Source organism: Rhizobacter sp. P1_G5 (assembly GCF_056405435.1).
Map to the genome: position 1 here is coordinate 1 of NZ_JBFUCB010000126.1, position 11,959 is coordinate 11,959.

15 protein-coding genes and 2 tRNA genes are annotated in these 11,959 nt (G+C 67.7%); 11 read left to right on the forward strand and 6 right to left on the reverse strand.

Going from position 1 to position 11,959, the window contains the following annotated elements:
- From AC1D12_RS11665 to AC1D12_RS11675, 3 genes are all read left to right on the forward strand, one after another.
- On the forward strand, positions 1-383 hold a 383-nt coding region (locus AC1D12_RS11665; RefSeq protein ID WP_477840530.1), incomplete at its 5' end, for a hypothetical protein.
- Between the two features lie 23 nt (positions 384-406).
- On the forward strand, positions 407-973 hold the full coding sequence (pgsA, locus tag AC1D12_RS11670; RefSeq protein ID WP_047510900.1) for a CDP-diacylglycerol--glycerol-3-phosphate 3-phosphatidyltransferase: 567 nt from the start codon (positions 407-409) through the stop codon (positions 971-973).
- Complete coding sequence (locus AC1D12_RS11675; protein WP_477827667.1) at positions 970-1,920, forward strand: DMT family transporter; 951 nt, start codon at positions 970-972, stop codon at positions 1,918-1,920. The genes pgsA and AC1D12_RS11675 overlap by 4 nt, the downstream gene beginning before the upstream one ends.
- Here the strand turns inward: AC1D12_RS11675 and AC1D12_RS11680 are convergent.
- A complete protein-coding gene (locus AC1D12_RS11680; RefSeq protein WP_465114675.1) occupies positions 1,835-2,803 on the reverse strand; it encodes a LysR family transcriptional regulator in 969 nt (322 codons plus the stop codon). The genes AC1D12_RS11675 and AC1D12_RS11680 overlap by 86 nt on opposite strands.
- A gap of 75 nt (positions 2,804-2,878) precedes the next feature.
- Between AC1D12_RS11680 and AC1D12_RS11685 the strand changes: the two genes are divergently transcribed.
- The 6 genes from AC1D12_RS11685 to AC1D12_RS11710 all read left to right on the forward strand — a co-directional run bounded on the left by AC1D12_RS11685 (position 2,879) and on the right by AC1D12_RS11710 (position 7,707).
- Entirely contained in the window at positions 2,879-3,757 is an 879-nt protein-coding gene (locus AC1D12_RS11685; protein WP_477840532.1) for an alpha/beta fold hydrolase, read from the forward strand.
- Positions 3,758-3,760: 3 nt separating this feature from the next.
- Positions 3,761-4,858, forward strand: coding sequence for a tartrate dehydrogenase (locus tag AC1D12_RS11690; protein WP_465114673.1), 1,098 nt, complete (start codon positions 3,761-3,763; stop codon positions 4,856-4,858).
- Positions 4,859-5,124: 266 nt separating this feature from the next.
- Positions 5,125-5,397, forward strand: a complete 273-nt coding sequence (locus AC1D12_RS11695; protein ID WP_047485758.1) for an HU family DNA-binding protein — start codon at positions 5,125-5,127, stop codon at positions 5,395-5,397.
- A 25-nt stretch (positions 5,398-5,422) separates the two neighbouring features.
- A tRNA-Val gene (locus AC1D12_RS11700) sits at positions 5,423-5,498 on the forward strand.
- Positions 5,499-5,638: 140 nt separating this feature from the next.
- Entirely contained in the window at positions 5,639-7,576 is a 1,938-nt protein-coding gene (locus AC1D12_RS11705; RefSeq protein WP_477840534.1) for a peptidylprolyl isomerase, read from the forward strand.
- Positions 7,577-7,631: 55 nt separating this feature from the next.
- Positions 7,632-7,707, forward strand: a tRNA-His gene (locus AC1D12_RS11710).
- 351 nt (positions 7,708-8,058) lie between these two features.
- Here the strand turns inward: AC1D12_RS11710 and AC1D12_RS11715 are convergent.
- From AC1D12_RS11715 to AC1D12_RS11725, 3 genes are all read right to left on the reverse strand, one after another.
- Positions 8,059-8,322 carry a hypothetical protein gene (locus AC1D12_RS11715; RefSeq protein WP_477840536.1) on the reverse strand — a complete coding sequence of 88 codons (264 nt, stop codon included), beginning with the start codon at positions 8,320-8,322 and terminating at the stop codon, positions 8,059-8,061.
- Between the two features lie 166 nt (positions 8,323-8,488).
- Positions 8,489-9,427 carry an extracellular catalytic domain type 1 short-chain-length polyhydroxyalkanoate depolymerase gene (locus AC1D12_RS11720; RefSeq protein ID WP_477840537.1) on the reverse strand — a complete coding sequence of 313 codons (939 nt, stop codon included), beginning with the start codon at positions 9,425-9,427 and terminating at the stop codon, positions 8,489-8,491.
- An 85-nt stretch (positions 9,428-9,512) separates the two neighbouring features.
- Entirely contained in the window at positions 9,513-9,689 is a 177-nt protein-coding gene (locus AC1D12_RS11725) for a hypothetical protein (RefSeq protein WP_477826989.1), read from the reverse strand.
- A gap of 255 nt (positions 9,690-9,944) precedes the next feature.
- Here AC1D12_RS11725 and AC1D12_RS11730 point away from each other — a divergent pair, with 255 nt between their 5' ends.
- Complete coding sequence (locus AC1D12_RS11730) at positions 9,945-10,259, forward strand: IS66 family transposase (protein WP_477826988.1); 315 nt, start codon at positions 9,945-9,947, stop codon at positions 10,257-10,259.
- Positions 10,198-10,722, forward strand: a complete 525-nt coding sequence (locus tag AC1D12_RS11735; RefSeq protein WP_477840541.1) for a hypothetical protein — start codon at positions 10,198-10,200, stop codon at positions 10,720-10,722. Before AC1D12_RS11730 ends, AC1D12_RS11735 begins: the two co-directional genes overlap by 62 nt.
- Here AC1D12_RS11735 and AC1D12_RS11740 read toward each other — a convergent pair.
- Both AC1D12_RS11740 and AC1D12_RS11745 read right to left on the reverse strand, forming a co-directional pair.
- Positions 10,706-11,089 carry a VOC family protein gene (locus AC1D12_RS11740; protein WP_465114666.1) on the reverse strand — a complete coding sequence of 128 codons (384 nt, stop codon included), beginning with the start codon at positions 11,087-11,089 and terminating at the stop codon, positions 10,706-10,708. The two genes, AC1D12_RS11735 and AC1D12_RS11740, sit on opposite strands and share 17 nt — an antisense overlap.
- A gap of 274 nt (positions 11,090-11,363) precedes the next feature.
- Positions 11,364-11,954: an AraC family transcriptional regulator gene (locus AC1D12_RS11745; RefSeq protein ID WP_477840539.1), complete on the reverse strand. Its 591-nt coding sequence runs from the start codon at positions 11,952-11,954 to the stop codon at positions 11,364-11,366.
- Positions 11,955-11,959: the final 5 nt, after the last annotated feature.

Genomic DNA, 11,959 nt, shown 5'->3' on the forward strand with positions numbered 1-11,959 from the left:
CTGCCGCGCCAGCCCCCGCGGCCGGCGGTTTCGTCAAGCTGACCGCGCCGGGGCCGGTGCGCAACTGGAACGAAGTGCGCCTGCAGGCCGCGCGGCGCATGGTCGCGTCGAACCCGAACGGCACCTACATGAGCCGGCCGCCCGACATCCTGCTCGCCATTCCCGTGCTCGAGGTCGAACTGAACTCCGACGGCAGCGTGCGCCGCATCGACGTGCTGCGCTATCCGGGCCAGGCGCCCGAGACCACGCAGATCGCAATCGACGCGGTCAAGCGCGCCGCGCCCTTCGGCGACGTATCGAAACTGCCCAAGCCGTGGAAGTTCGTCGAGACCTTCCTGTTCGACGACGACAAGCGCTTCAAGCCGCGCACGCTGGATCCCTGAAGAACTTGGGCACAATGCCGCCCATGTTCTTCAATCTGCCGACGCTGCTGACCTGGGCGCGCATCGTTTCGATTCCGCTGGTCGTCGGGGTGTTCTACCTCGACGTCAAGGAGCCGCACCAGAACCTCATCGCGACGGTGCTGTTCATCGTCGTCGCGCTGACCGACTGGGCTGACGGCTACCTGGCCCGCCGGCTCAACATGACCTCGTCGTTCGGCGCCTTCCTCGATCCGGTCGCCGACAAGTTCCTCGTCTGCGCCGCGCTGCTGGTGCTGGTGCACCTGGGCCGGCTGCATGCGCTGGTGGCCCTCGTGATCATCGGCCGCGAGATCGCGATCTCCGCGCTGCGCGAGTGGATGGCGCAGATCGGCGCGTCGCGCAGCGTCGCGGTGCACATGCTCGGCAAGGTCAAGACCACGGTGCAGATGATCGCGATCCCGTTCCTGCTCTACCACGGCACGCTGTTCGGCCTGGTCGACACGCAGCTGTGGGGCACCTGGCTGATCTACGCATCGGCGGTGCTGACGATCTGGTCGATGGTGTACTACCTGCAGAAGGCGCTGCCGGAGATCCGAGCCAAGGTTCGATGAGCGCCGCCGGCGGCGCCACCAGCGCGCGCGACCGCCTGGTGCAGGCGATGCCGCCGGTGTTCGTGCTGATCTGGAGCACCGGCTTCATCGTCGCGCGCTACGGCATGCCGTACGCGCCGCCGATCTCGTTCCTGTCGCTGCGCTATGCCTTGTCGGTGCTCAGCTTCGGCGTGTGGATCGCGCTGTCGCGCGCCGCCTGGCCGCGCGGCCGCGCGCAATGGCTGCACCTCGCGGCCTCGGGCGTGCTGATGCATGCCGGCTACCTGGGCGGCGTCTGGGCCGCGGTGAAGTCCGGCATGGGGGCCGGCACGATCGCGCTGCTGGTCGGCCTGCAGCCGGTGCTGACGGCGGTGTGGGTGAGCGCCATGTCGACGTCGTCCGATGGTGAATCGCGCGTTTCCAGCCGCCAATGGCTCGGGCTGGCGCTCGGCCTGTCGGGCCTGCTGCTCGTCGTCTGGCGCAAGCTGGGGGCCGGCGAGCTGACCGCCTGGAACCTGTCGCTCGCCGCCTTCTCGCTGCTGTGCATCACGGCCGGAACCCTCTACCAGAAGCACTTCGTCGCGCCGTGCGACGTGCGCACCGCCAACACCGTGCAGCTGCTGGCCGCGCTGGCGGTCAGCCTGCCGATCGCGCTGCTGGAGCAGGAGCCGATCGTCTTCCACCCGCACCTGATCGGCGCGATGGCCTGGTCGGTGATCGGCCTGACGCTGGGCGGCAGCTCGCTGCTGTACCTGCTGATCCAGCGCGGCGCGGCCACGCGCGTGACGAGCCTGCTCTACCTGGTGCCACCGACCACCGCGCTGATGGCCTGGGCGCTGTTCGGCGAGTCGATCACGCCGGCGATGGTGCTCGGCATGGCGCTCACCGCCGTCGGCGTGGCGCTGGTGGTGCGCTCGCCTGCGCCGCCGGAGGCGCCAGCCACGGCGGCGTCGCCAAGGCCTGAATGAGCTGCTGCTGAAGCAGCCGCACGCGGCGCGGCACGCTGCTGTTCGGCGCACGCGGCGGCAGCACCCAGTGCACATCGGCATCGAGCATCGCCCAGCGCGGCAGCACTTGCTGCAGCCGGCCGCTGCGCAGGTGCTCGTGCACGTCCCACAGTGAGCGCAGCATCAGCCCGTGGCCGGCCAGCGCCCAGTCGCGCACCACCTCGCCGCTGTTGCTCGCGAGCGGGCCGTGCACCCGCACCGTCACGGCGGCGCCGCGCGGCGACAGCTCCTGCAGGCGCCAGGCGGCGGGTTGGTCGTCGTTCTCGCTGACGATCAGGCAGGCATGCTGCGCGAGATCGTCGAGCGTCTGCGGCACACCCGCGCGCTCGAGATAGGCAGGCGCGCCGACGATGATGCGCCGGTTCGACGCGAGCCGGCGCGTGACGACGTTCGGATCGCGCGGCGCCCACAGCCACACCGCGGCGTCGAAGCCGGCGGCGCGCAGGTCGGGCAGCTGCTCGCGCAGGTGCAGCTGCACCTGCACCTGCGGGTAGGCGGCATGGAACTGCGCCAGCAGCGGCCCGAGCCAGGCGTGGCCGAAGCCGAACGAGCTGCACAGGCGGATCAGGCCGCGCGGCTCGTCGTGGCGCTCGGTCAGCTGGGCTTGCAGTTGCTCGAAGCCCTGCAGCAGCGGCCGCGCCTGCGCGAGGAAGGCTTCGCCGTGCGGCGTGAGCTGCAAGCGCCGCGTGCTGCGGTGGAACAGCCGCAGCCCGAGCCGCGACTCCAGCGCCGCCAGCCGCTTCGACACGGCCGGCGGCGCCAGGTCGAGCTGGCGCGCCGCGGCGGCCAGGCTGCCCAGCTCGGCCGCACAGCTCACCAGCGCGAGGTCGGAGCGCTCGATCATTGATGCCTCCAGGGAACGAATGGGTTTCCGGATTATTGCTTGCCGACCGTGTGCGAGCGCACCAGAATGCGCCGCATGTTCGAAGGATTCGAGAGCCGGCGTTTCGCCGTCGAAGGGGCCGAGATCCATGCGCGGGTGGGCGGGCAGGGCGCGCCGCTGCTGCTGCTGCACGGCCATCCGCAGACGCATGCGATGTGGCACCGCGTGGTGCCGCAGCTCGCGCAGCGCTTCCGGGTGGTGGCGATGGACCTGCGCGGCTATGGCGACTCGTCGCGGCCCGCACCCGATGACGCCCATGCGATGCACGCCAAGCGGGCGATGGCGCGCGATGCGGCCGGCGTGATGGCGCAGCTCGGCCACGCGCGCTTTGCGGTCTGCGCGCACGACCGCGGTGCGCGGGTGGCGCACCGGCTGGCGCTGGATCACCCTGATGTGGTGTCGCGGCTGCTGCTGCTCGACATCGCACCGACGCTCGCGATGTACGAAGGCACGACCGACGCGTTCGCGCGCGCCTACTGGCACTGGTTCACGCTGATCCAGCCGGCGCCGTTGCCGGAGCGGATGATCGGCCACGACCCGGTGTTCTACCTGCGCAGCGTGATGGGGCGGCGCCATGCGGGGCTCGCGGCCTTCGATCCGGCCGCTCTCGCGGAATACGAGCGCTGCATCGCGCTGCCGGGCAGCGTGGCGTCGATCTGCGAGGACTACCGCGCCTCGGCCTCGATCGACCTCGACCATGACCGCGCCGACCGCGCGGCCGGCCGGCGCGTCGAGGTGCCGCTGCGCGTGCTGTGGGCCGAGCACGGCGCCGTCGGGCGCTGCTTCGACGTGCTCGCGCTGTGGCGCGCTGCGGCACGTGAGGTGAGCGGCCGGGCGGTGCCCTGCGGCCACTACATCGCCGAAGAATTGCCCGAGCTGCTGCTCGCCGAGATCAAYGACTTCCTGAAGGACTGAATGATGAACGCGCCCAAGAAGACCCACCGCATCGCCGTCATCGCCGGCGACGGCATCGGCAAGGAAACCGTGCCCGAGGGCCTGCGCGTGCTCGAGGCGGTGGCCGGCCGCTTCGGCATCGGGCTGCAGTTCGACCACTTCGACTTCGCGAGCTGGGACTGGTACGAGCGCCACGGCCAGATGCTGCCGGACGACTGGAAGCAGCAGATCGGCGGGCATGACGCGATCTTCTTCGGCGCGGTCGGCTGGCCCGAGAAGATCCCCGACCACGTGTCGCTGTGGGGTTCGCTGCTGAAGTTCCGCCGCGAGTTCGACCAGTTCGTGAACCTGCGCCCGGCGCGCCTGATGCCCGGCATCCGCTCGCCGCTGGTGGGCCGTGACGGCAAGCCGCGCGCGCCCGGCGCGATCGACATGATGATCGTGCGCGAGAACACCGAGGGCGAGTACTCCAGCATCGGCGGGCGCATGTACGAGGGCAGCGAGCGCGAGATCGTGATCCAGGAGACGGTGATGTCGCGTGTCGGCGTCGACCGGGTGCTGAAGTTCGCGTTCGAGCTGGCGCAGTCGCGCCCGCGCCGCAAGCTGACCTCGGCCACCAAGTCGAACGGCATCTCGATCACGATGCCCTACTGGGACGAGCGCGTCGAGGCGATGGCCCGCGGCTATCCGGATGTCAGCGTCGATCGCTTCCACATCGACATCCTGACCGCGCACTTCGTGCAGCGCCCCGAGGTGTTCGACGTGGTGGTCGCGAGCAACCTGTTCGGCGACATCCTGTCGGACCTCGGGCCGGCCTGCACCGGCACGATCGGCATCGCGCCGTCGGCCAACCTGAACCCTGCCGGCACCCACCCGTCGCTGTTCGAACCGGTGCACGGCTCGGCGCCCGACATCGCCGGGCGCGGCATCGCGAACCCGATCGGGCAGATCTGGTCGGGCGCGATGATGCTCGACCACCTGGGCCACCGCGATGCGCACGATGCGGTGCTGCGCGCGATCGAGACGGTGCTCGAGCCCTCGTCCGGTGCGCCGCGCACCCCCGACCTGGGTGGTACGGCGCACACCGCGGACCTCGGCCGCGCGATCGCCGAGTGCATGTGACCCCACATGACACGCGGGGTGGCTGACCCCGCTGCAACCCGCGCCGAATATGACGCGGGCAGCCTATTGTCAAGCGAGGAAGCACGCGCGCGGATGCCGCCTTCGGATGCAGCTGATTACGCATAGAATCCGCTTCCGCGCTTGACAGTGGGGGTGCCTGCGGCTGTAATCGTTCGAGCCGTTACGTCCCGTCCCGCGCGGCCCGGATCCAGGCTCCACACCCATCCAGATTCTTTTCGAGACACCTTTTTTGAGGGGGTACCTTCGTGAACAAATCCGAACTGATTGAGCACATCGCCAAGCAGGCCGACATCTCCAAAGCAGCGGCGACGCGCGCGCTCGAAGCTCTGATCGGCGGCGTGAAATCCACGCTGAAGAAAAACAACAGCGTGTCGCTCGTTGGCTTCGGCACCTTCAGCGTCAGCAAGCGCGCCGCCCGTGCCGGCCGCAACCCGCGCACCGGCGCCACCATCAAGATCAAGGCCGCCAAGGTGCCGAAGTTCCGCCCGGGCAAGGCCCTGAAGGACGCGGTCAACTGAAGACCGCAGGCAACGGAAGGCATCCGGGTGCTTAGCTCAGTTGGTAGAGCGGCGCCCTTACAAGGCGTAGGTCGGGGGTTCGAGCCCCTCAGCACCCACCACCCGATGGCACCGCGGACGAGCTGGCAGAGCTAGTAGAATCCGCGCCGTCCACCCCCAGCAAAGGCGAACCCAGGTTCGCCTTTGTTGCATTTGAAGCAGCGCCGTCCGGCTGCACAGCGATCACCCTTCGAGGCCATCGATGTTTGAATTTGTTCGCACGCACAACCGCCTGTTCCAGTTCCTGTTGCTGGTGCTGATCGTTCCCGCCTTCGTGCTGACGGGTGCTTACCAAGGTTACCGCTCGATGGCGGGCAGCGGGGGTGTCGCCGTCGTCGACGGCCACAAGATCACGCAGGCCGAATGGGATGCGGCGCAGCGCGACCAGATCGACCGCTACCGGCGCCAGGCGCCGAACGTCGACATTCGCATGTTCGACACGCCGGCGGTGCGCCTGCAGACGCTCGACAACCTGGTGCGCGAGCGCGTGCTGCAGACCGCGGCGCTGAAGTCGAACTTCACCGCGACGGCCGACCGCGTGCTCAACGTCTACATGAATGACCCGCAGTTCGCGCAGTTCCGCGGTGCGGGCGGCGGCTTCGACAAGGAGGCGCTGACGGTCGCGTTGTCGGCCCAGGGCATGACGGTGGCGGGCTTCGAGCAGACGCTGCGCCAGCAGCTCGAGATGCGCCAGGTGATGTTCGGCATCGGCGGCACGGTGTTCGCGCCGGCCGCGGCGGCTTCGAGCGCGATCGATGCGATGTTCCAGCAGCGCGAGTTCCAGCAGCAGCGCTTCGACGCGAAGGACTACCTCGCGAAGGTGTCGCCGAGCGATGCCGACATCCAGGCGTACTACAAGGATCCGGCGCACGCGGCGCAGTTCATGTCGCCCGAGCAGGCGAACATCGAGTACGTGGTGCTCGACGTCGAGGCGATCAAGAAGACGCTGACGGTGCCTGAAGACAAGCTGCGCGAGTACTACAAGGCAAACGAGAAGCGCTATGCGGTGGCCGAAGAGCGCCGCGCGAGCCACATCCTGATCAAGGCCGACAAGTCGGCACCGGCCGCGGAACGCGCGCAAGCCAAGGCGAAGGCCGAGGCCCTGTTGGCCGAGGTGAAGAAGAACCCGGCGAGCTTCGCCGACGTGGCGCGCAAGAATTCGCAGGACACCGGCTCGGCGCTGAACGGCGGCGACCTCGACTTCTTCGGTCGTGGCGCGATGGTGAAGCCGTTCGAAGACGCCGCGTTCGCGCTGAAGCCGGGCGGCATCAGCGATGTGGTCGAGAGCGATTTCGGCTACCACATCATCCAGGTGACGCAGGCCCGCGGCGGCGAGACGAAGAGCTTCGACCAGGTGCGCCCCGAGATCGAGGAAGAGGTCAAGAAGCAGCTCGCGCAGGCGAAGTATTCCGAGGCGGCGGTCGAGTTCACGAACACGGTCTACGAGCAGCCGGACAGCCTGAAGCCGGTGGCTGACAAGCTGAAGCTGCCGATCCAGACCGCGCAGGGCGTGACGCGCACGGCGGGCCCGGCGGCCAAGGGGCCGCTCGCGTCGCCGAAGTTCCTGGAGGCGCTGTTCGGCAACGACGCGCTGCGCAACAAGAAGAACACCGAGGCGGTGGATGCCGGTTCGAGCCAGCTGATCTCGGCACGCGTCGTGACCTACAGCCCGGCTGCGGTGAGGCCGCTGGCTGAAGTGACCGCGAGCGTGAAGGAGAAGCTGGTCGCGAAGCAGGCAGCGGCCCTCGCGCGCAAGGAAGGCGAGGCCCGCCTGGCCGAGCTTCGCAAGGCGCCCGAGACGGCGTTGACCGATGCGGCGCAGCTGGTGTCGCGCGCGCAACCGCGCGACCTGCCGAAGCCGGTGGTCGATGCGGTGCTGAAGGCGCCGACCGCGAAGCTGCCGGCCGTCGACGGCATCGACCTGGGCGACCAGGGCTACGTGATCGTGAAGGTCACGAAGGTGCTGGGCCGCGACCCGATCGCCGCCGACCCGGTGCGCTCGCAGGGGCAGTACGCGCAGGCATGGGCCGCCGCCGAGGCGCAGGCCTACTACACCGCGCTGAAGAGCCGCTACAAGGTCGACGTGCACCCGGGGACGGCTGCGGCTGAAGCGGCTGCGGCGAGCRGCACGAGCAACTGAGCGACCCACTGGTCGAAGTGGCCTCCAGGTGAGGCTATAATTCGCGGTTCCGGTGGTGGCTGTAGCTCAGTTGGTAGAGTCCAGGATTGTGATTCCTGTTGTCGTGGGTTYGAGTCCCATCAGCCACCCCACCAGATCCCAGAGGAGCCGCAAGGCTCCTTTGTCGTTTCAGGGCCTGCCGGCGGCGGCRCCTGCGATGAACGTGTCCGAGAGCGGCCGGCGGCTTCGCCGGTGACGCGCATCATCCGCGGCTTCCCCACATCGAGTGGAGAAGCTCGAATCGGTACGGCGAGAAGCTCGTCTCGTGGTGCGGCGTGGACAGGATGACGCTCGAGAACGGGCGGATCCGCGAGGAGATCGTCTATGTGGATACCGCGCCGCTGCAGGCGCTGAGGATGGGCCTGGCGTTGCAGCCTCTGATCCACGTGCCGCGTTGAGCGCGCCGAATGCCGATCCTCATGACGGTTTCGCGCCGATGAGGGTCAACGCGTCAGCGACAGACCCACCGCCAGCAGGGTCGCCTGGACGGCCATGGCAATGTAGAGCGGGGTGCGGGAGGGCGTGGCAGCGTGCTGCAGCGTCTGGTCGATGCGCTGCCCGAGCAGTGCGCGCAACGCTGGATCAGGCGCTCCGGGTGCGACGGCAGCCTCAGCAGCGCGGCTCTGCTGCCATTGCGCCATCAGGTCGGCCAGCGGCAGGCGGTTCACCGCGAACAAAGAATGGATTCGCTGGCGCGGCTTCGGCATCTGTTGCTGCCCGGAATGTGATCGACTGCGGATTCGCCGCGGCGGGGCTCGGGCGAATGGTGCGGGCTCGACGGGACGCCTGAGGGGGCCCGCCGACCAACTCTCCGACCGCTACGCGCGCGGGCAAGAGTCGATCGGACTGGCGCTGATGCACGGAACGGCCGAACTACCTCTGTCTCCCGAACTGCTTCGCAGTGAATGCCCATGCCATGCGCGAGGCGTCAGGACCCTTCCTGTCGCTGAAGTGCTGGTTGGCCGCACCGCCGCTCCACGCATGCGCCAAGCATTCCACCTCGACGAGCGTGGCCACAGTAGCGCCCTGACGCTTGAAATCGATCACACGCATGGGGTGCCTCTTTCCGCGCTGAACATTCCTGCCGGAGCCCGGAACGGCGCCCGCGGCATTCGCCCAGACCTGCGCTGCAGCGCGTCCATTGCTGGGTGCCACCACGGCGTCCGAATCTCCATGGATTACCAGGAGCGGAGGCCACGCGAGACTTGTCGTGCCCGGGCTCGCAGGAAGCGGCTTCGTCGCTCGCCGACCATGCATGGCGCCTACCGCTGACAGCGGAGAAGAGGCTGTGCCGGGCGGAATTCCGGAGTGCATCGTCACGGCCTTGAATCGCTCCGGGTGGCGCGTGACAACCAGTGCGGCCATGCTCGCGCCCGCTGACAACCCCACGATCCCGATCCGCTCTCTGTCTGCGGAGTAGAGAGTGCACGCCAGGTCGAGCGCTCGCATGATCAAGGTCACCTCGCGGTGTGCGCGGCCCGACTTGGTATCGAACCAGTTCCAACAACCTTGTGGATTCGACAGACGATCCTGCTCCGGGTACAGCACGAGGAATCGTTCGCGCGCAGCCACCACATTCATCCGTGTGCTCGCGGCGAAGGTCTTCGCGTCCTGGTGGCAGCCGTGAAGCATCACCATCAGCGGCAAGCGTTCGCCAAACGTGACGCCCGGCGGACGAAAGAGCCTGAACTGCCGCACACCGGCCGGGCCCATGGCTATGCCGGCGAGCCAGTCGCCGGTGCCGGCTGGAGCCCGTCCCTTTGCCTGCACCGGCTTCAGCGCCTCCTTCATCGAGTGCGTGCCGGCGTGCATTGAGAGGCGCGTCAGCGTCGACAGATTGCGGGTCCAGAGCCCGGCCCATGAAGTTGATCGCTTCACGCTTGCTGCCCCATGTGCGCTACCGCCTTCTCTTTCGCTTCGATGCGGGAGCCTTCGCCATCGCGTCGGCCCAGATGGTGAACATGTCGCTGGCGGTCTTGTTGACGGCAGTGGTCGTTTGACGCTTCGCTTCGGCAGCGATGCGAGCGCGCTCGCTGTTGACCACCGAGTTGGCTCCGCTGAGCCACATGCTCATGAACGGGTTCTTCTTGAGCCAAGGATTGGACATCGATATTCCTTTCTGACAGCCGCACCGCGGCCGTTTCGGTTGTCTCATCTGTTCGGAGTTCGCGGGCCCGAGCGCTGCTGGATCGTCGGCAGGAGTCGCCAGCAATATTGGTTGAGGAGGTGTACGCAACCTGTCGGACTCGAGGCCTTTGTGACGTAGGCAGTCAGGCTGTGTGGTGGTCGTGCGACCGACGTAGGTTGTAGACGACTCGCCGATTTACCTATGATGGCGAACCACAGCAGCGCGCTGGCCGAGCAGGCCTTGAAGCTCTTCGGCGTCCTGTACGACGTCGAGCGGGAGATCAAGGACTTGCCAGCCGATGACCGGTTGCGGATCCGCCAGATCAAAACGCGCCCGGCGGCCGATCTACTGCACGCCTGGCTGACCGCCAACCGTCGGAAGGTGCCCGACGCAACGGCCACCGCCAAGGCGATGGACTACAGCGCTCAAGCGCTGGACAGCACTGACGCGCCTCATCGACGATGCCGACTTGAACACCGACAACAACCGCCTGGAGAACCTGATCCGACCGATTGACGGGTCAGGCGGTGTTCATAGACGGGAAAAGAACGCTGCTGCCACGAAAAGAAGCACTCCACCACCGGCAACCATTGCGACGACGGCCATTGCGCGGCGGACAAGACCGATTCGGCGCCAAACCAGTACGCCGGCGAGACCAAAGCAGCACACTCCAAGCGCCCAAGCAGGCACCACCACAAATGACGTGATCAGCAAGTGTGGATCGCGACCCAGCCGCCAAAGCACGAACAGCACGAGCGACCCCGCTGCCGCGATGAGCCCGCCGAGAATGGCCACGACAATGGCTGCCAAGCGGGGGACGTTGGTTGAGTCGTCGCCATTTCCAATAGTGGTTGGGCCTCGCCTCGACCGAGGGGTCAGGCCGCAGCTTGTGCGCGCGGCGTGTGCATCACGTGGTCTTTTCGCGGAGGCCAAGGTCTCCGGTACGGCGGAAGGCATGCGCCTCATTCGAGCGCACTGACCATGACGTAGTAGCCGTCAGGATCGCGCAGCGCGAACTCTTGAGTGCCGGTGGAGGGGTTCATCTTGGGCCCTTCCTCAAGTTGACCGACAAGGGCCCTGGCGCGTGACAGCGCCTCGCTGAAATCATCGACTCGAAAGAAAAGCAGCAGCCCATTGCCAGGCTCCGCTCGATCGGGGCTGGTCAAGGTTGGGTGATCGTGGGCTCCCCACTTGTGGAGACACAGCAACACCGTTCCGTCCGTGTCGAGGATTTGGCCGAAGTAGTCATGAGCCGGCGCCGATTGCGGTTGACCGAAGAGTGATTGATACCAGGCAAAGCTGTGAGCTACATCAGCAACGCCAATGATCGTCCAGGTGCGCTTCATCGGTTCCCCTTCTAGCCGGCTGGGGCCATTCGACCATGCGGCACGAGCGGCCGCAACCGCCGAAAGCTGTCATCGGCAGATCCGAGTGCCAATCCCGCCGGAACGGCGGATCCCCTCCGGCGTCGCGGCCCACGCGAGGGGCAGCCGGCCCGGAGAGGAATCGAGGGAAGAATCTGCACAATCGAGCCAAGCTCGAACCGGTACGGCGAGAAGCTCGCCGCTGATCCACGTGCCGCGCTGAGCGCGCAGCGTGCCGGCCCCGTCAATACGGGCGTCATGGCCGATGGACTTGCGAGCGCAGCATTCCCGGCGGCACGCCGAACAGGCGCTTGAAGGCGCGGCTGAACGAGGCTTCGGACTCGTAGCCCAGGCGCTGGGCGATGTCCGCGACAGTCGACCTGCCATGACGCAGCCATGCGCCGGCCACGTGCATGCGCCAGTGCGCGAGATAGCGTGCCGGTGACAGGCCCACTGCGGTGGTGAAGCGTTCCGTGAAGACCGAACGCGACAGGCCTGCGATCTTCGCCAACGCCACCACCGACCAGAAATGACCCGGCTGTCGATGGATCGCCGCCAGCGCCCGGCCGATCGGCGCGTCCCGCGCACCCGCCAGCCATCCCTTCAGCTCTCCGGCGTGAGTCTCGGCCCAGCCGCGCACCATGGCGGTCACCACCGCATCGGCGAGCCGCGCCATCATGGTCGCGGCGCCGACACGCTGTGCGGCCACCTCGGCCGCCATCAGGGACAACAGCGTGGGCAGCGCCTGGTCATTCGCGTCGGCACGCCGCAGCACCAGCACCTCGGGCATCAGTTGAGTGAGCGGATGCACGGCCGGCTCGTCGAATTCGAGCGCGCAGCAGACCATCAGCG

Excerpts from the sequence above, each read along its gene's own strand:
- AC1D12_RS11680 (WP_465114675.1), bottom strand. The coding sequence starts at position 2,803 with ATGATCGAGCGCTCCGACCTCGCGCTGGTGAGCTGTGCGGCCGAGCTG.
- AC1D12_RS11715 (WP_477840536.1), bottom strand. The coding sequence starts at position 8,322 with ATGCCGAAGCCGCGCCAGCGAATCCATTCTTTGTTCGCGGTGAACCGC.
- pgsA (WP_047510900.1), top strand. The coding sequence starts at position 407 with ATGTTCTTCAATCTGCCGACGCTGCTGACCTGGGCGCGCATCGTTTCG.
- AC1D12_RS11675 (WP_477827667.1), top strand. The coding sequence starts at position 970 with ATGAGCGCCGCCGGCGGCGCCACCAGCGCGCGCGACCGCCTGGTGCAG.
- AC1D12_RS11730 (WP_477826988.1), top strand. The coding sequence starts at position 9,945 with ATGATGGCGAACCACAGCAGCGCGCTGGCCGAGCAGGCCTTGAAGCTC.
- AC1D12_RS11690 (WP_465114673.1), top strand. The coding sequence starts at position 3,761 with ATGAACGCGCCCAAGAAGACCCACCGCATCGCCGTCATCGCCGGCGAC.
- AC1D12_RS11720 (WP_477840537.1), bottom strand. The coding sequence starts at position 9,427 with ATGCACGCCGGCACGCACTCGATGAAGGAGGCGCTGAAGCCGGTGCAG.
- AC1D12_RS11745 (WP_477840539.1), bottom strand. The coding sequence starts at position 11,954 with ATGGTCTGCTGCGCGCTCGAATTCGACGAGCCGGCCGTGCATCCGCTC.
- AC1D12_RS11740 (WP_465114666.1), bottom strand. The coding sequence starts at position 11,089 with ATGAAGCGCACCTGGACGATCATTGGCGTTGCTGATGTAGCTCACAGC.
- AC1D12_RS11725 (WP_477826989.1), bottom strand. The coding sequence starts at position 9,689 with ATGAGCATGTGGCTCAGCGGAGCCAACTCGGTGGTCAACAGCGAGCGC.